General features: G+C 72.5%; 17 protein-coding genes. 5 read left to right on the forward strand and 12 right to left on the reverse strand.

Annotated elements, in window-relative coordinates; genetic code table 11:
* The first annotated feature begins 35 nt into the window (after positions 1–35).
* Together L3i22_RS25640 and L3i22_RS25645 are read left to right on the forward strand one after the other, a co-directional pair.
* The gene (locus tag L3i22_RS25640) at positions 36–773 is read left to right on the forward strand and encodes a GAF domain-containing protein (RefSeq protein ID WP_221329496.1); all 738 of its coding nucleotides are present in this window, start codon (positions 36–38) and stop codon (positions 771–773) included.
* A 104-nt stretch (positions 774–877) separates the two neighbouring features.
* On the forward strand, positions 878–1,825 hold the full coding sequence (locus L3i22_RS25645) for a helix-turn-helix domain-containing protein (protein WP_255658588.1): 948 nt from the start codon (positions 878–880) through the stop codon (positions 1,823–1,825).
* A 16-nt stretch (positions 1,826–1,841) separates the two neighbouring features.
* Here the strand turns inward: L3i22_RS25645 and L3i22_RS25650 are convergent, their stop codons facing one another.
* The 4 genes from L3i22_RS25650 to L3i22_RS25665 form a co-directional block, all read right to left on the reverse strand.
* On the reverse strand, positions 1,842–5,339 hold the full coding sequence (locus L3i22_RS25650) for a S8 family serine peptidase (protein ID WP_255658589.1): 3,498 nt from the start codon (positions 5,337–5,339) through the stop codon (positions 1,842–1,844).
* A 133-nt stretch (positions 5,340–5,472) separates the two neighbouring features.
* On the reverse strand, positions 5,473–6,234 hold the full coding sequence (locus L3i22_RS25655) for an SDR family NAD(P)-dependent oxidoreductase (protein WP_255658590.1): 762 nt from the start codon (positions 6,232–6,234) through the stop codon (positions 5,473–5,475).
* Positions 6,231–6,830, reverse strand: coding sequence for a TetR/AcrR family transcriptional regulator (locus L3i22_RS25660; protein ID WP_221329498.1), 600 nt, complete (start codon positions 6,828–6,830; stop codon positions 6,231–6,233). Before L3i22_RS25660 ends, L3i22_RS25655 begins: the two co-directional genes overlap by 4 nt.
* A 1-nt stretch (position 6,831) precedes the next feature.
* Positions 6,832–7,422 carry a TetR/AcrR family transcriptional regulator gene (locus L3i22_RS25665; protein ID WP_255658591.1) on the reverse strand — a complete coding sequence of 197 codons (591 nt, stop codon included), beginning with the start codon at positions 7,420–7,422 and terminating at the stop codon, positions 6,832–6,834.
* A gap of 130 nt (positions 7,423–7,552) precedes the next feature.
* On the opposite strand from L3i22_RS25665, the gene L3i22_RS25670 reads away from it, so the two are divergent.
* Positions 7,553–8,635, forward strand: a complete 1,083-nt coding sequence (locus L3i22_RS25670; protein ID WP_221329499.1) for an aldo/keto reductase — start codon at positions 7,553–7,555, stop codon at positions 8,633–8,635.
* Between the two features lie 13 nt (positions 8,636–8,648).
* Here the strand turns inward: L3i22_RS25670 and L3i22_RS25675 are convergent, their stop codons facing one another.
* Positions 8,649–8,927, reverse strand: a complete 279-nt coding sequence (locus tag L3i22_RS25675) for a ribosomal protein L7/L12 (protein WP_221329500.1) — start codon at positions 8,925–8,927, stop codon at positions 8,649–8,651.
* Positions 8,928–8,994: 67 nt separating this feature from the next.
* On the opposite strand from L3i22_RS25675, the gene L3i22_RS25680 reads away from it, so the two are divergent.
* The gene (locus L3i22_RS25680) at positions 8,995–10,047 is read left to right on the forward strand and encodes a hypothetical protein (RefSeq protein ID WP_221329501.1); all 1,053 of its coding nucleotides are present in this window, start codon (positions 8,995–8,997) and stop codon (positions 10,045–10,047) included.
* 71 nt (positions 10,048–10,118) lie between these two features.
* Here the strand turns inward: L3i22_RS25680 and L3i22_RS25685 are convergent, their stop codons facing one another.
* The 6 genes from L3i22_RS25685 to L3i22_RS25710 form a co-directional block, all read right to left on the reverse strand.
* Positions 10,119–12,401 carry a hypothetical protein gene (locus L3i22_RS25685; RefSeq protein WP_221329502.1) on the reverse strand — a complete coding sequence of 761 codons (2,283 nt, stop codon included), beginning with the start codon at positions 12,399–12,401 and terminating at the stop codon, positions 10,119–10,121.
* Positions 12,398–16,237 carry an FxSxx-COOH system tetratricopeptide repeat protein gene (gene fxsT, locus L3i22_RS25690; RefSeq protein WP_255658592.1) on the reverse strand — a complete coding sequence of 1,280 codons (3,840 nt, stop codon included), beginning with the start codon at positions 16,235–16,237 and terminating at the stop codon, positions 12,398–12,400. Before fxsT ends, L3i22_RS25685 begins: the two co-directional genes overlap by 4 nt.
* 10 nt (positions 16,238–16,247) lie before the next feature.
* The gene (locus L3i22_RS25695; RefSeq protein WP_221329503.1) at positions 16,248–17,276 is read right to left on the reverse strand and encodes a TIR-like protein FxsC; all 1,029 of its coding nucleotides are present in this window, start codon (positions 17,274–17,276) and stop codon (positions 16,248–16,250) included.
* Complete coding sequence (locus L3i22_RS25700; RefSeq protein WP_221329504.1) at positions 17,276–17,911, reverse strand: TIR-like protein FxsC; 636 nt, start codon at positions 17,909–17,911, stop codon at positions 17,276–17,278. The genes L3i22_RS25695 and L3i22_RS25700 overlap by 1 nt, the downstream gene beginning before the upstream one ends.
* 146 nt (positions 17,912–18,057) lie before the next feature.
* The gene (locus L3i22_RS25705; protein ID WP_221329505.1) at positions 18,058–19,119 is read right to left on the reverse strand and encodes an HEXXH motif-containing putative peptide modification protein; all 1,062 of its coding nucleotides are present in this window, start codon (positions 19,117–19,119) and stop codon (positions 18,058–18,060) included.
* Between the two features lie 13 nt (positions 19,120–19,132).
* Positions 19,133–19,327, reverse strand: coding sequence for an FXSXX-COOH protein (locus L3i22_RS25710; protein WP_221329506.1), 195 nt, complete (start codon positions 19,325–19,327; stop codon positions 19,133–19,135).
* Between the two features lie 110 nt (positions 19,328–19,437).
* Here L3i22_RS25710 and L3i22_RS25715 point away from each other — a divergent pair, with 110 nt between their 5' ends.
* Positions 19,438–20,394 carry a sigma-70 family RNA polymerase sigma factor gene (locus tag L3i22_RS25715; RefSeq protein WP_221329507.1) on the forward strand — a complete coding sequence of 319 codons (957 nt, stop codon included), beginning with the start codon at positions 19,438–19,440 and terminating at the stop codon, positions 20,392–20,394.
* A gap of 123 nt (positions 20,395–20,517) precedes the next feature.
* On the opposite strand, the gene L3i22_RS25720 is transcribed toward L3i22_RS25715, so the two are convergent.
* Positions 20,518–21,507: a peptidoglycan-binding protein gene (locus tag L3i22_RS25720; RefSeq protein WP_221329508.1), complete on the reverse strand. Its 990-nt coding sequence runs from the start codon at positions 21,505–21,507 to the stop codon at positions 20,518–20,520.
* Positions 21,508–21,751 lie beyond the last annotated feature (244 nt).

A 21,751-nucleotide genomic window follows, 5' to 3' on the forward strand; every position in this document is an offset into this window, starting at 1 on the left:
TTCAGATCGGCGGCGAGCTCGCCGTTGTTTCCGGCGTGCAGCAGACGGAATCCGAGGGAGCACGGATCGCGGCGGTCGACAGCTACGGGCTGGTCGGCGCATCCCGTCCGGAGCTTCTCGATGGCCTCACCCGCATCGCCACGTCCGTTTTCGATACGCCGATGGCGTCGGTCACCCTGGTGCACCGGGAGCGGCAGTGGTTCGCCGGCAGCACCGGGCTCACCGAGCCGGGCACCAGCCGGGCCGCCTCGTTCTCGGCCCGGCTGATCGACGATCCGCAGCCCCTGGTCGTCGCGGACACCCGGGACGACCCGCTCTACCGGGACCTGCCGCACGTGATCCAGAATCCGCCGATCCGCTTCTACGCCGGCGTCCCGCTGATCGACCCGAGCGGGCACGTGCTGGGTACCGTGGCCGTTTTCGACCACGTGCCGCGGCTGGTCAACCGGACCCGGATGCGGATGCTGCAGGACGTCAGCGCGCAGGCCACGGCGTACCTGCAGGCGCGGCGCAACGAGCAGATCCTGAGCACCCTGCGCACCGGCCTCGACCGGCTGCGCTGCCAGGAGGACGACGTGGTCGCCGCGGTCTCGCACGAGCTGCGCACCCCGGTCGCCACCATGCTCGGCTATGTCGAGATGCTCGCCGAACTGCCCGATCTGGCCCAGCACCGCGACGTCCTGGAGCCGCTCGGCCGGGCCGGCCAGCAGCTCGTCCACACCCTGGAGCGGATCCTCGGCATCATTCTCCCGACCGCTTCCGATCGGCATTGAAAGATCAAAACCGCGACTTGGGTACGGCGTGAGCACCGCCACCCGGGACGATGTCCGGGCGGTCCGCGCGACGAACGTTAAAGAAACGTTCGTATGGTGTCCGCGTGACAGATCGGGTGGATTTTCTGCCGGCCGCCGAGCAGCAGGCCTACCGGCTGCTGCTGCGGATGGCCGGAGCCCGCGCCGACGACCTCGCCGCCCAGGCCGGCATCGAGGTCGGCGCGGCCGGCGCGCTCCTGGAGGCGCTGCGGGACAAGGGGCTGGCCACCGGCGGCCCGCCGTACGACGCGCTGCCCCCGGACGTCGCGCTCGGCGAGGTGCTGCTCCGCGAGCAGCAGAACCTGGAGGCGGCCCGCCGCACGGTGGCCTCGCTGAGCGAGGAGTACCGGACCACCGCCCGCCGGCGCAGCGCCGACCACCTGGTCGAGATCGTGGTCGGGGTGACCGGGCTGCGCCAGCGGCTGCGCGAGATGCAGGACTCGGCCCGCGAGGAGATCCTCTGGTTCTGCCGGGCGAACCCGATCGCGATGCAGGGCCCGGAGAACGCCGAGGAGACGCCGGCCCTGACCCGCGGCGTCCGCTACCGGGCGATCTACGAGCGGGAGCTGCTGGAGAAGCCGGGAGAGTTGGCCAGCATCGTCGACGCGATCAGGCTGGGTGAGCAGTCCCGAACCCTGCCCACCCTGCCCGTGCGCCTGGCCATCGCGGACCGGACGATGGCGATCTGCCCGCTGGTGCCGGACGCGGTCCGCGGCGTCGGCGAGCCGACCGCCGCGGTGATCCGCTCCAGCGAGCTGCTCGACGCGCTGATCGCGCTCTTCGAGAGCTACTGGGAGCGGGCCACCCCGCTGTTCCCCGACGGCGGCGCCGAGGAGCCCGACCGGTTGCTGTTGTCGCTGGTCGTGGCCGGCATGCCGGACAAGTCGATCGCCACCCAGCTGGGCGTGAGCAAACGGACCGTGCAGCGCAGGCTCGACCGGTTGATGGCCGTGGCGGGGGTGGACAGCCGGGCCGGCCTGGCCTTCCAGGCGGCCAGGCGCGGCTGGCTGTAGTCCCCGTCGAACGGCGTCATGCTCGTCCGTAGGCGCGCAGCACGGTCTGCTCGACCGTGTTCCCGGCCCGGTCGGTGGCGGTGACCCGCAGCGACACCGTGCCCCGCGCGGCCGGTACCGCGAACCGGCCGCCGACCCCGTACGTCGTCCGCCAGGTCTTTCCCTCGTCGAAGGAGAGCGAGACGGTCACCTTGCGGGCGCCGGGAACCGTGACGCCGAGCAGGTGGGCGCGGGTCGTGGCGGTGCCGCTCAGCGAGACCGGCGCCGCGTACCCGACCTGCAGCAGCGGCAGGGTCCCGGGCTGCGCCGACCGGAACGTCCACTCGGTGCTGGTCGAGCGGGCGTACTGCCACTCGTCCCCGGCGCGTGCCGTGGTCAGCGCGAGCCGGTAGGTCGCGGCCCCGGCCGGAACCGGGAGGTCCCGCCAGGCGTCCCGGGTCTCGCTGATCAGCGTGCCGTCCCGGTAGAGCCGCGCGCTCGACTGGTCCGCCTCGTCGATGGTGAAGTGCTTGTCGCTCGCGTCGACGAAGTCGGCCACCCGCAGGTTCAGCACGTCCCCGGTGCGCTTGTTGACGTAGCCGGCCGGGGTCGCCGGGCGGACCACCGGCGCGGCCCACGTCTCGGTGGCCGCCCCGGCCCGCGGGTAGGAGCGCGGCTGCTCGGCGAAGCCGGTGTCCAGGGCCGAGTCAAGGTCGCTCCACGGGTAGTCCTGGTGGACGTGGTGCTGCCAGACACTGTCCCCGGCGGAGACCCATTCCTCGCGTACGGACGGTGTCCCCGCCGCCCGCTGCCGGTCGTTCCACGCGAAGTCCTGCCACGGGCGCCAGCCGAACCGCTGCTCGCGCACCCAGGCCAGCCCGCCGTTGTCCGCGTACCGGCTGGTGACCTTGTACGAGTTGGCCGCGGTCACCCGGTGGACGATCTGAGCGGGGACCCGGCCGGTGGAGACCTGGATGACGTCGTACAGATAAGGGCTGTCGGGTGTCATCGTCAGGTCGAGGGTCTTCGCCTTGGCCAGCACCTTCGTCCCGTAGTCGTGGGAGATGAGCAGCGCCGGGATCGGCAGGCGGTCCGCGGCCGCGATCGACGGATCCCAGGTGCTCCAGGCGGCCGAGTCCGGCCCCCGCATCAGCAGGACCAGGGCGGCCCCGGCGTCGGCGGCGCGCTGCACGGCCTCGTACTCGTCGCCGTCGACCGGGACCACGACGGCCCGGCCCTTCGCCGCGGGGGACAGGGAGTAGTGCCTGGTCCCGGTGAAGACCGGGGTGCTCGGCATCGGCCGCAGGTCGTAGGTGCCGGCGCCGGGGAAGACCGCCCGGGCGAACGGCGCCACCAGCTGCCACCGCGACGAGAACTCGTAGACGCCCTTGCGCAGCGGCGCGGTCGGCGTGACGTTGACCTTCTCGGTCGCGCTGAAGTCCATGAACCCGTTGTCGATCTGCCGCCCGGTCCCGGTGACCCGGTGCACGTAGTAGCTGAGCACCGCCTGCTGCTGCGCCGGCCGCGGCGTCCCGATCACGATCGGCTTGGCCTTGCGGGCGTCCAGCACGACCGTCATGTCCCGGTCGATGTGCAGCTCCGGGATGGTGACCAGGGCGTCCTCGGGGTGCAGCCCGGTGCCGACCGCCAGGGTGGCGTCGACCAGATAGTCGCCCTCGGCCACGTCGACCCAGCCGGCCTCGCCGCTCTCCAGGTAGCCCAGCGCGTCGAAGCGCCGGTCGTCGCCGAACATCTGGAACACCGGCACCGCGGTCGGCTTGCCGTCCTGGCCGAGCGCGGTGAACGTGACCTTGTGGTGCGGCGGGTCGATGGTGCCGCCGAGCGCGGTGGTGACCAGCACGCCGTTCGGGCCGGTCGCGGTCAGCCAGCCGCCGAGCACGCCCTTGGTGGGGCCGGCGCGGTCCAGGGTGAGCGGCACGGCGGCGGTTCCGCCGGCCGGCACCGTCACGGTCGCCGGGGCGGTCACGTCCGGCATGCTCGCCTTGAGGGTCAGCGTGACCGCGGTCGTCCCGGCGTTGGCGTAGGTCACCGTCCGGCTGCTCTTGTCCAGGCCGAAATCGGCCACGCCGGTGCCGGTCACGGTCTGCGTGGTGGCCCGGGTCAGGTCGACACGGCCGGTGCCCTGGCCGTACACAGTCGTGTTTTGAATGTTGGTCTTTGCCGTGCTGACCAGGGCATCCTTGAGCTTGGCGCCGGGCCAGTCGGGGTGTTGCTGGGCGAGGATCGCGGCGGCGCCGGCCACGTGCGGCGTGGCCATCGAGGTGCCGGAAGCGGTCGTGTACCGGTCGTCGACCGGGGTGCCCATGGTGGTGCCGGCGGCCCGGGCCGCGACGATCCCGACGCCCGGCGCGGTGATCTCCGGCTTGAGGCCCTGGTCGCCCAGGCGCGGCCCGCGGCTGGAGAACTCGGCCAGCAGGTCGTCGTGGTCGACCGCCCCGACGGTCAGCGCCGCGCTCGCCGCGCCCGGCGTGCCGACGGTGTAGTCGCCGCCCTCGTTGCCGGCCGCGACCACGAACAGCGCGCCGCCCCCGCTGAGCTCGTCGACGGCCTCGCTCATCGGGTCGGTGCCGTCGGTCGCGTCCCCGCCGAGACTCATATTGATCACCTTGGCGCCGCTGTCGACGGCCCACTGCATGCCCGCGATGATCCCCGACTCGTAGCCGGTCCCGGAGTCGTCGAGCACCTTGCCGACCAGCAGTTTCGCCCCGGGCGCGACGCCCTTCGCGCCGGCCGCGATCGACGCCACGTGGGTGCCGTGCCCGAAGTGGTCGACGGTGTTCCCGCTGCCGCTGAAGTCCTCGGCCGCGGCGACCCGGCCGGCCAGGTCCGGGTGGGTCGCGTCGATGCCGGTGTCCAGCACGGCGACCGTGACGCCGGTCCCGGTCAGCCCGGCCCGCCAGGCGGCCGGCGCGCCGATCTGCTCGACGTTCGGGTCGGCGGCCGCCTTGACCTTGCCGTCCAGCCAGATCCTGGCCGGCGCGGCGGCCTTCCGGGCGCTCTTCTGGCTCCGCCAGAAGGACGACAACGAGAGCTTGTCGGCACGCACGGCCACGGCCCCGAGGCTCGGCAGGGCGGTGGTCCGGCTCGCCTCGAGGGTACGGAGGGAGCCGGCCGCCGTGCCGTTCTGGACGATGAGCGGGAGGGCCGGGCTCTCGGCGTCCCCGTAGCCCTGGGCGAGCAGATGCTCCACGTCGAACAGCTCGGCGTCGACCTGACCGCTCTTGATCAGCGGCACCGCGTCCAGCGGCAGCACCTGCAGCCCGTTCCCGGCCTCGGTCGTGCGGAACGCGGCGTGCTCGCGCCCCGCCGCCGGCCGCACGGTCGCCGCGTACCGCCCGTCACCCGCCGGGGCGAGCGTGACCACGTCCCCGGTGATCAGCGTGATCGCCCGCGCCGCCCCCGCCGCCGACCCGCTCGGCGCCGCCAGGACGGGCCCGGCCGGTAGGCCGACCCCCGCCCCGGCTCCGATCAGGACGCCGACCAGCACTCCCGCGGTTCTGCCTCTTCGTCGCACGGCCGTCTCCCTCGCGTAACCGGCGCCCCACGTGATGGTGGGACGTCGACACGCATTTTCAAGACCACCGATACGTCCGGGCCAGATCCGAGCCCTGCCCTACCCACGCCATGGCACGATGTGGACAGCCGGCTCACCGCAGATGGGACGCTCCGTTGAGGTCGAGGACCGCTCCCGACGACCAGGCCGCCTCCGGGGAGGCCAGGTGCAGGACCGCGGCCGCGACCTCCTCCGGCGTGCCGACCCGGCCGAACGGGCTCTGCGCGGAGATCGCCGCCCCGCCCGGGCCGTCGAGTTTGGCGTGCTGACGCTCCGAGCTGATGAAGCCGGGCGCCACCGACGTCACCGCGATGCCGTGCGGCGCCAGGGCGACGGCCATCGACTGGCCGAACGCGTGCAGGGCCGCCTTCGCCGCGCCGTACGCCGGATAGTCCGGCTCACCGCGGAACGCGCCGCGCGAGCCGACGTTCACGATGCTGCCGGTGGCGCCGCGCCCGATCAGGTGGTTGGCGACGTGGTAGGTGACGTTCGCCGCGCCGAGCAGGTCGACGTCGATCATCCGCCGCCAGGTGCGCTGCCAGTCGGCATACCCGACGGTGTCGATCGCGTGCACGTTGCCCGGGCCGGGCGCGACCGCCGCGTTGTTGACCAGCACGTCGACGCCGCCGAGCCCCTCGATCGCGGCCTCGGCGAGTTCCTGCGCGGCGGCCGGGTCGCCGAGATCCCCGCCGATCAGGACGTGCCCGGCGCCGGCCAGCCCGCACAGCGTCTCCTCGGCGTCGGCGCGACCGCTCCCGTAGTGCACGGCGACCCGGTCGCCCCGCGCGGCGAAAGCGGTCGCGACCGCCCGCCCGATGCCCCGGGACGCGCCCGTGACCAGCACTCCTCGACTCATGATCGCTGACTCTGCAGAGCGAGGAGCGCCCCGTCAAGCGCCGCCTCCAACGGCTCGACGGCATCCCGCATCTGCATCACGAGCAGCCCGCCCTGCAGGGCGGCGAACACCATCATCGCGAGATGTTCCGGGTCCGCTTCCGGCTTGATCAGGCGCTTCGCGCGCATTTTCCGTACGCCGGCAGCAAGGTGATCCAGCCAGCGGTCGGCGTGCGCCGCCACCGTCGCGGCCAGTGCCGGATCGGTCGGGGTCAGCTCGTTGACCAGGGCGCCGATCGAGCAGTGCAGGTGGGTGAGGGTGCGGTAGTGCGCGACGACCGCGTCCCGCCAGCCGTGCCAGGACTCCCAGCTGTCCAGGTGGTCGAGCCAGGGGCGTTGCGCCTGCTCGACGCGGGCGCTCTGGAACTCGGCGATCGCCGCGACCAGATCCCGTTTGCCGTCCGGGAAGTAGTGGAAGAGCTGGCTCTTGCTGGTGGCGGTGCCGGCCCGGATCTCGTCGAGGGTCATGCCGCCGACGCCGCGCTCCAGGATCAGGTCGGTCGCCGCCCGTACGATGCGGTCCCGCGTAGCGGCGCCCTTGGGGGTCAACCCGGCCATCTCAGCACCTCGCCGGGGCGGGGGCCCGGAGCGCGGCCAGGCCCATGTCGAGCGCGGCCTCCAGGTGGACGGCGCTGCCGGTGGCCATCAGCACCGCGACACCGCCCTGGACGCCGGCGACCAGGGCGGCGGCGGCCCGGTCGGCGTCCGGCCCGGGGTCCATGTCGCCGGCCGCCTGCATGTGCCGGATGCCGGCGGCGAGGTCGGCCTGCCGGGTGGCGATCAGGCCGGCGATCAGCGCCCGCGCGCCGGGGCTGTTCCGGCCGGGCTGGGCGGCCAGGTCGCTGAGCACGCAGCGCTGCCCGGAGCCGCGATAGTGCTCGACCACCCGGTCCCGCCAGGTGATCCAGGCCGGCCAGGTGGTGAGACCGCTGCTCGGTGGCCGGCGGGCCGCCTCGGCCTCGGCGACGGCGTGCAGCAGCTCGTCGCGACCGCCGGGGAAGTAGTGGAAGAGCTGGCCCTTGCTGGTGCGGGTGCGCAGCAGCACGTCCTCCAGCTTCAGCCCGGTGACGCCGTGCTCGCGGACCTCGGCGGCGGCGCCGGCCACGATCCGCTGCCGGGTCTCGGCGCCCTTGCGGGTCAGCTTCTGCATGATCTCCCCCAAAGTCTGGACTGCGGGGTCCACGTTACCTCGGCTACCACCTCAGGTTCTGGACTGGCAGGTCTATTTTTCGCGGCCCAAAGTGTGGAGCACGCAGTCCAGAGATCGTTGGGGGAACACCATGAACGACTACTACCTGCTCGGCCGGTCCGGCCTCCGGGTGAGCCGGCTCGCGCTGGGCACGATGAACTTCGGCGTCGACGGCTTCCACGCGGCCTACGGAAAGACCGAGGAGGAGGCCGAGCCGATCTTCCGGCGGTACGTGGAGTCCGGCGGCAACTTCATCGACACCGCCGACTTCTACACCGCGGGGGAGAGCGAGCGCATCCTCGGCCGGCTGATCGCCGCCGCGGGCAACCGTGAGCGCCTGGTCCTGACCAGCAAGTTCACCAACACCGTCGACCCGGCCGACCCGAACGCCAGCGGCAACGGGCGCAAGCACATGATCCGCGCGCTGGAGGCCTCGCTGCGCCGCCTCGGCACCGACTACCTGGACCTGTACCTGCTGCACACCTGGGACCGGATCACCCCGGTCGAGGAGGTCGTGCGAACCTTCGACGACCTGGTCAAGGCCGGCAAGATCCGGTATGCCGGGCTGTCCGACGTGCCGGCCTGGTACGCGGCCCGGGCGCAGAGCTACGCCGAGGCGCACGGTTTGACCCCGATGGTCACCGTGCAGCTGCCGTACTCGCTGGTCGCCCGGGGCATCGAGCCGGAGTTCGCACCGATGGCGCAGACCCTGGGGATCGGCCTGACCGCGTGGAGCCCGCTCGGCGGCGGCCTGCTGTCCGGCAAGTACCGGCCCGCCGGCGCCGGCGTGACCGGCGACGGCCGGCTCAGCAACCCGGCCTCCGGCGCGCCGATCACCGACGGGCACTGGAAGGTGATCGATGCACTGGCGGGCATCGCCGCGGAGATCGGCAAGCCGATGGCGCAGGTCGCGCTGAACTGGGCGAGCACCCAGCCGGCGATCTCCGCGCTGGTGATCGGCGCGAGCAGCGCCGAGCAGCTGGAGAAGAACCTGGCCGCCCTGGACTTCGAGATCCCGGCCGACGCGCGCCGCCGCCTCGACGAGGCCAGCGCGCCGGAGGTCCCGGGGCTGTACTCGATGTTCACCCCGCGATACCAGTCGTGGGTGGTCAGCCCCGGCCTCAAGATCGGCGACAAGCCACCGACCTTCACCACCCCCGTCCTCAACGGCTGAACCCGGCGCCGGGTCAGAGATCCCGGCGTTCGAGCCCGGCCCGCAGCTCCCGCCACAGTTCCTCGGCGGCCTCGCGCACCTCCGGGTCCAGGTTGCGGTGGACGGCCCGCTTGGCGTCGGGCAGGCTCAGCCCGGTCACCTCCCGGAGGGCCTTGATCGCCAGGATCGGCGAGTCGGTGTGCCGGACCAGCTCCCGGGCGATGCCGTCCGGGTCCGCCCCGGCCGCGAGCATCGTTCCGGCCATCTCGGTCAGGAGTCGGGTCTGCTGGTCTCGTTGCTCCTCCGGAGTCACGAGCGCAGCGTAGCGATGTGAGGCGGCCGGGTCCGGGGTCGTCGGGGCTTGTTGATCAAATAGGTGGATGAGCGACGACGAGCACCCGGTACTGATCGACACGGTCCGGCAGCCCGGTGGCCTGCTCACCACCGTGCGGCGAGAGCGCGGCGGGCAGACGACCGTGCTGCGTGCGGACGCGGACTCGTTCCGGGAAGACGTGGCTCAGGCGCTGCTCGGCGTGCCGCCGGTCCCGGCCGCGACGATCCGGCCGGTCGTGATCGACGTGCCGGGACTGCGGCTCGATCGGGCGCTCGTCCTCGGCCCCGACGGCGACGACCAGGCGGTATCCGTGGTGGCCGTCCACCACAGTGAGATCCTCGCCGGGGAGACCGAGAAGGACTTCCGGAGCGCGATCTCGGCCCACGGCACCGGGCTGGTCCACCGGCTCGGCAACTGGGACCGGCACCCGGTGCCGCGCGCCGACGCCCGGCTGCTCGACGAGTGGCCGGGCGGGGTGATGCACCGTTCGGAGCGGTTCCACCCATGGCCGGCCGAGCGGATGCTGACCACGGTCGCGCCCAGCGGCCCGGCCGGGGTGCGCGTCGAGATCCGCAGCATGGGCGGTCACGTCCTCGTCCTGGAACGACGATGGGACCGCGGCGTCGGCACGCTCACCTTCCCGGACGGCGCGACGGTCCCGGTCGACCTGCCGCGACACGACCTGTGGGCGCGGCTCGGCCCGGTCTTCCTCGGCGAGGATCTGACCGGCCTGGTCACCGCGACCCCGGGCACACCGGAGACCGGCGTCCTGGAGATGCGCTACCAGACCGAGGACGTCGGCTGGGCATCGCTGCCGATGCTGGAGACCCTGGACGGCTGCGTGGCCCGGCTGGACCGGCAGATCCTGCGGGCGCCGGGCAACTGGGCGGTCTTCACGTCCCGCTCGGACGCCGTGGTCCAGGTCGAGTGCACCGACAGCGGCAAGCTCTGGGTGGAGACCCCCGACCCCGATACGAAACGGTCATGGGGACTTCTGGCCACCGTCGAGGAGGCGGCCGGCCTACTACGGATCCTGGCCCGGGAGGACCGCAGCGCGGTCACCGATCTCCCCGGCGCCGAGAGCATCGCCTGGGACTGATCGGCGAGCGCGCCGGCGGCACCCGGCGGCCGTGGAATCCTGGGTCATCCCGGAGTTCTCTGGCGACCTGATCAGCCGGCGCGTCCGAGCCGGGTGAAGGACACCGCGAACACGGTCGAGGCGAGCCAGCCGAGGATCGTGCAGAGATTCAAGACCCACTCCATCGGTACGCCGTGGCCCCCGCGCCCCGGATACCAGGTCGATCGCTGGTGCAGATCGATCAGCGGAACGACCGTATCGACGGCGTAGAAGAACGGGTTGAGGCAGCGCACCTTCCCGTCGCCGCACGTGCCGGGCGGAGTCGCCTCGCCCGGCAGCGGCCGCGCCCCGGACGGGGCGAAGACCAGCGCGTTCTGATCGGTGGCCCGCATGTCCGCCTGCACGGCGGGCAGACTCAGCGCGACGGTCAGCATGGCGATCAGAGTCAGCAGCAGGTAGAGCGCGCGCTGCGGCCGGAATCCGTAGCGGACCGTGACGTCCTGCAGCACGTCGAGGACGCGCCGCGGCGCCGACCGCAGCGGCCGGGCCCGCCGGCGCTGGGCGATCAGCACGGCGTCCGCGCCGTCACGGTCCCCGGCCGTGCGCAGCACCGAGGCGAGCCGCTCCCAGGCCCGGGAGTCGTACCGCCGCATCCGGGCCAGCCAGGCGATCCGGGTCGCCGCGTCCCAGACGCCGTCGCCGTGCCATTCGATCGCCTCGAACCGGTCGTAGGCGAAGCCCCCCAAGTAGGAGTCGGCCGGCCAGTCCTGATCGGGTCGGTCGGCGAGGTAGGACGTGGTCGCGCCGGTGAAGTCGACCGCGCCCGAGGCGATCCGCCAGCCCAGGTCGATCCCGCCCCGGAAGACCGCGGAGATCGCCTCGACCGCGGCCCCGCGAGCGTTCGCCTCACCCGGCGGGTCCAGCGGCGCGGGCGCGGGCGCCCAGGTCAGCACGGCGCCGTCGGCGCGCAGCCGGCCACCGACCACGGCCCGGTCCAGCACGAGCAGCCCGGCCGAACGGAACCCGCCGCACAGCCGGACGTTGCCGGTGATCTGCGCCATGTTGAGGTTGACGGTCTTGTCGCCCGGATTGGTGATGTAGGCGGCCTCGGCGTTGAACACACCGGTGATCACCGCACCCCGGAAGTCGAGCCGGCCGGCCACCGCGGCCAGGTGGCTCAGTTGTACGTCCCCGTCGACGGTGAGATTGACGGCGGACAGGCATTTGCGGTCCAGCGGCGCGGTCAGCGTGGCGTGTTCGAGATGCATCGGCCCGTCGATCCGGGCGCTGTCGAACCGGACCGTGCCCTCGACCGACAGGCCGGACCCGTCGACCCCGCCGCCGATGGTGGCCTGGGTCAGGTCGAGCGCGGTGTCCCGCGGATTCCACACGGCGCCGGCCAGCGCGACGCCGCCGCCCAGGCGGGCGCCGGGCAGCAGGAGGCCGCCCCGCACCACGGTGTCGCCGTCGACCCGTAGTGCTCCGTTCAGGACGGCCTGTGGCGCCCACAGCGCCGTCCGGACGGCGCCCGGTCCGGCCGGGGGAGCGGTCAGATCCGCCTGCTCGACGACGAGGTCACCGTCGACCGTCGCGTGCGCCATCTCGATCCGGCCGCGCACCCGGCAGCGCCGCCCGGTGTCCGAGGCGAGCAGGCGGATGTGGCCGCCGACGGCCGCGCCGGCGAGGTCGAGCGCCCATCCGTGGGACGGCGCCAGCTCGGCGCCGATCAGGTCGAGCGAGCCGGTGAGCCGAACGGCCCGCAGTCGCACCTCACCGGTGGACCGGAAGCCGTCCAGCAGGCGGATGTTGCCGGCCACCCGCATCCGGTCGGCATGCACGGCACGCCCGCTTCCCGGCCGGATCCGCGTGCCGAGGGCGACGATGCTGCCGCCGACCTCGGCCTCGGCGAGCCAGACGGTCGCCGCGGTCCGCTTCTCGTCGCGGGCCCGGATGTCGCCGGTGATCACCATGCCGGACAGGATCAGGTCGCGGGTGAACCGGGCCCCGGTGGCGCTGAGCCCGGGCAGGACGGACGGCCGGGCGGCGGCCGGGTCGGCGGTGAAGACCAGGTCGTGCAGGGCCGCGCCCTGCACCGAGACCGGATCGGTGAAGGTGCAGGACTGGAAGCGCAGCGGGACCCGGACCTCGCAGGCGCGCAGATCGAGCCGGCCGGTGACCCGCGCCCCGCTCATCCGCAGCCCGAACGGATCAGCCTCGCCGGTGGCCAGGCACGCCGCCCGCAACTCGGCCGCGTCCACATCGGCGTCCGCGCAGGCCAGGCCGCGGCCGGTGCGGGACGCCGCGAGCAGTTGCGGGACGAAGCCCTCGCCGGGGCGCAGCGGAACCCAGGCGGAGCCGTCCGCGTTGCCGATCAAAACGTGTGCGGGTCGAGGACCCGGTAGACGGGGCGGCGGCGCCGCAGCGAACGCACCACCGGATGGTTCGCGCCGACCCGTTCAGCGAGAATCTCGGTGACCGGCACGGGATCCGACTTCACGGCGATGGCCAGGTTGCCCGAGCTGAGGTACGTGTCCGGATGGTCGTCACCCAGCGCCATCGTCAGGCGTTCCACCACGCCGGCCAGCAGCTCCCGGCCCTCGTCGCGCTGACCGGATTCGATCAGCAGCAGGGCCAGGTTGTTCTCGGCGGCCAATGCCGACGGATGGTCCGGCCCGAGAGACTCCCGCAGCGCCGTGACCGTCGACCGCGCGATCGGCGACGCCGGCTCCACCGCGCCCGCCCCGGTCAGCGCCACCACCAGGTCGTGACGGCAGAGCAGGACGTACGGATGGCCGGCGGCAAAACGTCGTACGAGCAAGTCCTCGGTCTTCTCGAACTCCTCCCGGGCCGCCGCGAAGTCCTCGGTGAGCAGCATCGTCGCCGCGCGGCTGAGCCGGGTCAGCAGCGTGGGCGACGCGTCCGGGCCCAGGGTGACGCCGAACCGTTCGTAGGCCTCGTCGAGCAGATCCCGCGCCTCGTCGACCGCACCGGCGCCGCGCAGCGAGACGGCGAGGTTGACCTGCACGCCGAGGGCGTCCCGGGAGTGCTGGCCGTACAGTTTCTCGTACCCTCGCCGGATTTTCCGTAGTTGATCGATCGACTCCTGGTACTCGGCGGCCTCACGCAGGTCGCTGCCGAAGTTGTTGCCGATCAGCAAGGTGCGGTGGTGATCCTCGCCGAGGACCCGCGACATCCGGTGGTAGGTGGCCCGGTCCAGGTCCAGCGCGCGCCGGAAGTCGCCGTTCAGGCGGTAGGACGTGCCGAGGTTGTTGGCGAACGACAGGGTGCGGCGGTGGTCCTCGCCGAATCGCTCCGCCGATGTCCGGTACGTGCGCAGGTCACGCTCCAGGGCCTCGCGGTATCGGCCGAGCGCCCGCAGGTCGCCGCCGTAGCCGCCGGCGGTGAACAGCGTGTACGGATGACTCTCGCCGATCAGCTCCTCCTGCGCCCGCAGAGTCCGCGCGTCCAGATCCCGGGCCTGCTCGAACTCGCCGAGGGCGCGCAGCAGGTTGCCGCGGTGGAACCGCAGGTGCAGCAGCCGGACCAGCAGCGGATGCCGGTCCTGGTCGTTGTCGGGCAGGTTGTCGAGGCGCGCGGTCCAGGACTCGTCGGCGCGGATCGCGTAGTCCAGGGCTTGACGGAAACCGCCGACCAGGTAGATGTAGCGGACCCGGTCGATCACCAGCTGGCGCACGTCGTCGTCGCCGCAACGCTCCGGGGCGGAGCCGTCCAGGTGACCCCAGAGCAGCCGGAAGCCCGCCCAGGTCGACGGATCCTCGACCTCGCCGGCCGGTCGGGCCGCGGCCAGCACCCGGTGGACCGTGTGCCGGACTTCGGCCTGCCGCTCCTCGCCCATCCGGTCGCGCAGCGCGCTCTGCAGCAGCCGGTGCACGGTGACCCGCTTCGTCTCCGGGTCGAGATGGACCAGCGACAGCCGGTTGATCGGCTGCATCAGGGCGGCGGTGATGTCGTGCTCGGACATCCGGTCAGCGAGCTGCTGGGCCACGTCTTCGTCGTAGCAGGCGATGACCCGGGCCACCTCGTCGCTGTAGAGCAGGCTCAACGCGATGTCCGGCTGCAGCATCGACATCAGCTGCAGCAGCCGGTACGAGCCGTGCGAGGTGTGGCGCAGCCGTTCGAGGATGACCTCCCACACCGCGGTGGCGGTGGTCCGCACCGTGCCGATGTTGTCCAGGCCGGACAGGTACTCGTCGGCCGAGCGGCCGGTGTCGTGCAGCCACGCCGCCGCGAGTACGACGAGGATCGGCAGGTCACCGACCGCGTCGGCGAGCCGGTCGGCGTCGGCGCGCGACAGGGTGCGCCCGCCCAGCCGGTACCGCAGGTGCTCGATGCTCTCGGCGCGGCTGAACGTCTCCACCTCGAGGACCTCGGCCACGTCGGCCCACTCCCGGTTGCGGGTGGTGAGCAGCACGTGGCCGGTGCCGCGCGGCAGGAAGTACTGGAGGTCGGCGTACCGGTCGGCGTTGTCGAAGATCAGCAGCCAGCGCGGCCGGCCTTCCCGGCTCAGCCGCCGCACGACCAGGTCGGCGGTGTCGCTGAGGGTGGCCCGGCGCGGATAGTCCAGCTCGGCGCCCAGGTCCGCCAGGATCGTGTCGACGAACTGCGGCGGATCAGCCGGCACCCACCAGATCACGTCGTAGGCGCCGCTGAACCGGTGCACGTACTCGATCGCCAGCTGCGACTTGCCCGTCCCGGCGCCGCCGACCAGCGCGACCGGGGTGCCACCCGAGCGTTTCAGCGTCTCCCGCAGGTCGCGCAGCTGCTGGTGACGACCGGTGAACCGGGGGTTCCTGAGCGGCGCGTTCCGCACCCGCGGCAGCTCGCCCGGGAACCGCGGCAGGGTCCCGTCCCGGGCCGCCCCGGCGTCGTCGGCGCCGACCAGCCGCAGCGCGCGCCCGATCGCGTCGTCGGCGTGCTGGTCGCGCAGCGACTCCCAGGCCTCGAAGTCGTCGGGACCGGGACTGTCGTCGGCGATGCACAGGGCCACCGCGGACCGGTTGCCGGTGCCGCGGAAGGCGTCCGAGTAGAGCACCACCTCACGCGCGGCCGGGTCGGCCGGGGCGTCACCGGGCCGGCCGCCGTCGTGGACCCGCAGCCGGGCCGCCGAGTACACGGCCAGCGCCCACTCGGCCCACGCCTGGTCCTCCGGTGCGTACCGCAGCACCAGCGTCTCCTCCAGCAGTGCGGGGCGACGGTCGAAACGGGCCTGGATCTGCCGGCGCGGCGCCGGGTCGATCGGCGGCATCCGGGTCACCCGGCCGTCGGTGAGGTATCCGACCAACCGTTCGTAGGAACCCAGCAGACTGGCCGGGTCGCCAGGGTCGTCGAAGAAGGTGGCCAGGGTTTCCTCGTACGAGTAGTAGGTCCGGTACGGAACCTCGACCGCGTACCAGTACTCGCGGCGCTCGTCCTCGGTCATCCCGGCCGGCAACTGCGGGAACCGCCGCCGCGCCAGGGTCCGCCCGGCGGCGACCTTGCTCGCCTCGGACGGGTCGACCCGCATCGGCACCGGCAGGATCCGCCGGGTCCGCTCGCCCTGGTAGGCGTGGATCCGTTGCGCGACCGTCGCCGCGCCGTCGATGCCCTGCTCGCTGAGGGTGAAGCAGTCGACGATCACGTCCGGCAGGTGAATCGTGCAGATGTCCGCGACGTCGCTGAGCCCGGTCCGGCTGTCAAGCAGGGTGAAGTCGTAGTGGCTCTTCATGTCCTCGCGCATCGCGTCGAAGAACCGCGAGCCGCCCAGCCGGTCGTAGAAATCCTCCCAGTTCAGCGAGGCGACGCCGGCCGTGTACTCCAGGCTGCTGTGCCCGGCCGGCAGCAGATCGAGCGAGCCGCCGTTCGGGAACGACCAGTTGATCGAGAAGGCGTGGCGTTCGACCCGCGCGTACTCCCGGTGCCAGTCGGCCGGGCGCTGATCGGCCGGCCCGCCGTTGCCGCCCTCCTCGACCGGCAGCGTCGCCCACTGATAGTCCGTGATCATGCCGATCACGCCGCCGGTGGTGACCTCCTGCCCGGCGGTCAGGAACGGCGCGAAGAACCGGTGCAGCCCGGGCGACTCCAGATCCCAGTCGGCGACCAGCACCCGGTGACCGTTCGAGGCCAGGATCCAGGCCACATTGGCCAGCGCCATGGTCCGCCCGGTGCCACCCTTGTACGAGTAGAAAGTTACGACCTGACCCTCGCGCTCCACCCTGCTCCGCCTATCCTCGCCGGTCGTCGACGGTCCGGCGCAGACTCGGCCGGGGCAATCCGGGTGCGGTGACCACCGGGCCGTACCGCAGGTACTGCTTCCGGGCCTCGGTGACCAGCAGCGGCGCGTTGCGCTCGAAATCGGCCAGGCCGTGCACCGGGACAACCGCCGGAAGCCCGGCGGTCCGCAGGATGCTGGTGAGGTCCGGCGAGGGCGTCGTGATCAGCTGGACGACCACCCATCGGGGCAGGTCATGCACGGCCGCCTGGAGCACCTCGGGGCGGGTGTCGCCGTCGATGAGCAGCACGCAGGGCCGCCGTGCGGTCCGATCAAGAACCTCATGCGACGGTACGACCTGGGCCGGCACGCCCAGCCGCTGCGCCACCTCCGCGACGTATTCGACGACCGGCAGGTCGTGGCCCGGCAACCGCCACGCGAGCGGGTCACCCCCGGTCACCGCCGACACGATCAGCGCGGGCCGGTCGGCGCCGGTCGGCTGCGGCGCCAGTGGCCCGGCCGGCGACGGATCGAGCGGGTGGTCGCGCGCCACCGCGGTGATCCGGTCGGCGAGCTCGCCGATCAGCTCCTGGTAGGACTGCCGGTACACGCTGAGCATGGCCAGCGCCCGCATCCCGTTCGCGGCGTACTCCGGGTCCTTGTGCCCGGCGTACGCCGCGTCGACCTCCGGGCGGCTCAACCACGGCGGCAGCGGCACCCAGACCACCGGCACCATGTGCCGTGCCGCCGTGCCCGGGGCGAGGTGTTTCAGCCGGGACCGGAACGAGGCGAGCTCGGCGCCCGCCCACGAGTTGCCGAAGTAATGCGGGGAGTAGAGCGGCACGAACACCTGCGCCGTCCCGATCGCGGTGGCCAGCCGCTCCTTCTGATCGATGCCCGGCTCCAGCCGCGCGTCGTAGAAGCCGCCGTCCCCGGCCCGCTGCCGGACCGCCGCCTCCAGGTCGTCGAAGAATTTCCGCACCCATGGATCGGTACGGCCGGACAGGCGCGCCACGTGCGCGTGACTCACGAAGAAGATCATCAGAGGTCCTCCTCGAACCGTGTGCTCAAGCCGGTGAGGTCGACGTCCCCGATCGCGATGTCCTGGGTCCCGTAGCAGTCGGTGATCCGCCTCGCCAGGAGCCACGCCACCGCCTCGTACACCTCCAGGCCCGGCCGGCCGAGCTGCGGCAGTCCGTACAACCCCTCGTGGTGGTACATCTGAGCCTGCCCCGGCCGGGGCAGGCCGTCGGCGGTGAAGAACTGCACGGCGTGGACCGCGGCCGGCAACCGGGCCGACGAGGCCGGCGTCCACCAGACCGGGATCACCGGGATATGGCCCGGCGACGAGGGGGCACCGGGCAGCGTGCTCCGCGGCCGGGAGAGGAACGCGTTCCACTCCCGGGCGCACCACTCGCTCTGTGCGTAGCGCGGCGAGACGAGCGGGACCAGCACCTGGCAGTGCCCGATCGCATGTGCCAGGTCCGCCGACCATCGCTCGCCGGTCGGCTCCGCCTCGATGAACCCGGCCTCCTGCCCCACCGGGAGGCCCAGCAACTCGTCGACATGCCCGCGGACCAGCTCGTAGAACTCCTGCACGCGGCGGTCGCCGCCACTGTTCGGCCGATGTGCGTAGCTCATGAAGAAGATCGGCGACCGGTCGGCGCTCGTGGTCACGGCCCGCCCCCAGTCACGGTCCCCGTCAACGGTGGAGTCCTACGATATCGACCTGTCATGCGGCCGGACATCCCGCGCACGGTCCACGATGGCGGGTCATCCAGTCCGCCGCGAAGTCGACGGCCGCGCGGACCGGGAAGATCGGTTCACCAGCGGTCCACGGCGGCGCGCATCCCGGCTGCGAAACGGCGACCTGCGGTGTTCAGGCTTGTGCCGTCGAGCAGCCGGTCGAGGGTGACATCCAGCCAGCCACGGATCTCGGCGGAGCGGCCCGCCGCGATCGTCCCGGGCCGGCGGCGCCAGACGTCGGCGACTGCCAGGAACGCGTACATGCCCTGCAGGACACCCTCGACCGGCCGTGGGTCGTCGCGCCAGGGGACGGCGATCCGGCGCGGATCGCGCGGGTCGAACATCGGGCAGACGTCCAGGACCACGCCCAGCTTCAGATGCTGTACCTCGTGGACCAGCATCATCGCCAGAGCGTCCGGCTCCGCCGGAGTGACGGCGACGGCGCCGAACGAGGTGCGTGCGGAACCGCTGCGCTGCCTTCCGTCGCCGTCGGGGCGCAGCGGCACGATCGTCCGCAGCGTCGCGAAGATCCCGGGCAGATACTCGGGGGCGTGGGATCTCAGGCACTCGATCGCGTCGTCCAGGCGATGCTGCCAGGCGGTGACCTCGGCGTCGTCCAAGCGACCCGAGACGGCCAGCCCGCGGTACGCGTCGCGCCACGGGTCGGTGTCCTCCAGAGCGACCTCGATCGGACCGCAACGCGCCGAGCGGAGCGGGAGCCAACCCCGTACCGAAGAATCTCGGATCGCCGAAGCGCGGACCTCGACCACCGCCGGGTTGCCCGGCACACGCAGGGCGCCGAGCGTGGGCAGCGCCGTCAGCCCATCCCGGACCGGCAGTTCGAGACTGATCTCGGCACCGGCGTGGGCCGCCGCGGCGATGGCGATGTTGCCGAGGTACGACGCGTCAGCGCGCCGCGTGAACGGATACGTCAGGACCTCCCGGACCGCGTCCGGCGCGGACTCGTCGAGCGCGACCAGGGCGGTCCACCCCGTCGGACTGCCGGTGCCGAGCGTGACGACGCGGGCCCGGACCAGGGCCTCGTGGACCGGCGCCAGCTGCGCGGTCGCCTCCGCGCTGCCCGGCCCGCCGGCGAGATCGTCGCGCACCCAGACGGCCAGTTCGTCCTGATCATCCATTTCGGGCGATCAGCTAGATCGCCGAGCCGAACTGCGCCGAGTCGATCCGACCCGGATCCGTCGCGTCGGGTTCGTCATCCCTGGACAGCCAGGCCGCCCGCAGCGGGTCGATGCTACCCAGCGGGGTTCGGCGCAGATCTTCCAGCGGCGGCCGGCGCTCTTCGAGATCAGCGTCGCCGTCGCCATCGGATTCGTCGTCGGCACTCATAGGCCGACGATAGACCGGCCGCGCCCGGTTGCCACGTGGCTTCACCTTCAGTCGCCGTACCGGGGTCGCGGGTTCAGATTTTTGTCAGAGGGTCTCGTTACGATGCCGCCATGACCGCCGAGGACATCGCTGAGCTGCGGCCCGAGCTGGTCGGCTACTGCTACCGGATGCTCGGGTCGGCCTTCGAGGCCGATGACGCGGCGCAGGAGACCATCATCCGGGCCTGGCGGCGCGAGGATTCCTTCGAAGGAAGATCCTCTTTCCGTACGTGGGTCTACCGCATCGCCACCAATGTCTGCCTCGACCTGTTGCGGGAGCGGGGCCGGCGGGCCGTGCCGATGGATCTCGGCCCGTCTTCCACCGTCGCCTCGTTCTCCCCGGCCGAGCCGCCCGAGCAGCTGTGGCTCACCCCGCTGCCGACCGATCCCGGTGACGTCGTCGCCGACCGGGAGACCATCCGGCTCGCGTTCGTCGCGGCGCTGCAGCATCTGCCCGCCCGGCAGCGGGCCGTGCTGATCCTGCGGGACGTGCTGGCCTGGCCGGCCGCCGAGGTCGCGGTCCTGCTGGAGGCGACCACCGGCGCGGTCAACGCGATGCTGCTGCGCGCCCGCGCGACCCTGTCCACCCAGGAGGACGCGTCCGAGCGGCCGCTCAGCGGCGACGAGCGGGAGCTGGTCGCCCGCTACGCCGACGCCTTCCAGCGGTACGACGTGGATGCCCTGGTCAAGCTCCTGCACGAGGACGCGGTCCAGTCGATGCCGCCGATCGCCGCGTGGCTGCGTGGCGCGGTCGAGATCGGCCGGTTCTTCACCGGGCCGGGCGCCGAGTGCCGCGACTCCCGGCTGGTCCCGATCACCGGGAACGGGATGCCCGGGCACGCGCACTACCGGCGCGCCGGGGACCGCTGGACGGCCTGGTCGATCCAGTTGCTCGAGATCCGCGGCGACCGGATCGCCGGGCTGCACAACTTCCTCGACACGCGACTTTTCGCGACTTTCGGGCTGCCGACCGTCTACTCCGCGCCCGCGCGCACGGGAACGGGCCATCTTCCGGGCCGAGGCCGGTGACCAGGACGGGTTCGGGTTTCGGGCGCTGAAGGCCTGGACCGGGGAAACCGAACCGCCGGATCGGACCGCGAGTGAGGGCGGCAGCGGCGCCTACCGCGGCACGCTGACGCTGGAATTCGACGCTCAACGCGAGGCGGACGGGGCCGGCTGCTCGCGGGCGTGTTCGACGGCGGCGACGGTCGCCGCGTCGACCGCGCCGGTCGGCTCGACGCCCAGGGAGCTCTGGAACGCCTTCAGGGCCGCGGTCAGCTCGTCGGTCCAGGCGCCGTCGACCGGGCCGGACCAGAAACCGGCCAGCTTCAGGGTCTGCTGCACGGCCGCGGTGGACGCGATCGCCGCACCGCCCTTGGCCTGCAGGTCGGCCCGCAGCGCCGCGTCCGTGGCCTTGTCCACGGTTCCGGTCTGCGAAAGACCATGCGCTTTTTGTACGGCCTGAACCGCGGCCACCGTAGACGGCCCGTACACCCCGTCGACCTCGTTCTCGTAGTATCCGGCCTCAGCGAGGGACTTCTGCACCGCCAGGGTGTAGTCACGTGCCTGCCGGTGCTGGTCCTCGCTCACACAGCCGGCGTCGGCCAGCAGCCGCAGCCACGACATCTCCAGGGCGACGGCGGCCGCGTTGAACCGCTCCGAGGCCTGCCGCAGCGGCGTCTGATCGGTGACACCCTGCTGGGCGGCCGCGAAGTCGGCGTCGGCCTGCTTCACCCGGCTCACCGTGGTGGCCGGGACCAGAGGACTCGCCGACGTCGTCACCGACGGCGACACGGATGCTTTGACCTGGGCGGCGGCCAGCTCCTTCTCGGCCTCGGCGAGTGCCTCCCGCGCCGACGTGATGCCGTCCGCGGCGGCCAGCACGTCGTCGCGCGGGCCGGCCAGTTCCGCGCCGGCCGCCTTCACGTCACCCACCGTCGGCGCGGTCGCGGTGATCAGATCGCCGTAGCGGTCCAGTGCGGTGACATAGGACGCGCCGCTACCGCAGAACGCCTGCACCTGGGCGGCCAGGTCGGCCTGCGCCTCGGCGACCGCCTCCTGCTTCTTGGTCAGCCGTTGCTCGCCGCAGCCGGCCACCACGAGCGCCACCACGATCAGCGGCACGAACCGCCGGATCCGCATCTCAGCGGCGCCGGCGCAGCACGATGATGCCCGCGACGACCAGCAGGATCGGCAGGAACAGTCCCCACAGCAGCCATCCGTTCATGCCTCGCACCGTCCCAAGAATCCGGCCGGGGCAGATCCTCCCCACCGGGTGAGATCGCGGAGCCGACGAGCGCCGGGTCGAGGTGGCCCGGGTCCTGATCGTCACGCGTCCAGGCTCGGGCCACCTCGGCGGCCCGCTTTCGGTGGGTGCTCGCCGGGC

Source organism: Actinoplanes sp. L3-i22 (genome assembly GCF_019704555.1).
Taxonomy (GTDB): domain Bacteria; phylum Actinomycetota; class Actinomycetes; order Mycobacteriales; family Micromonosporaceae; genus Actinoplanes.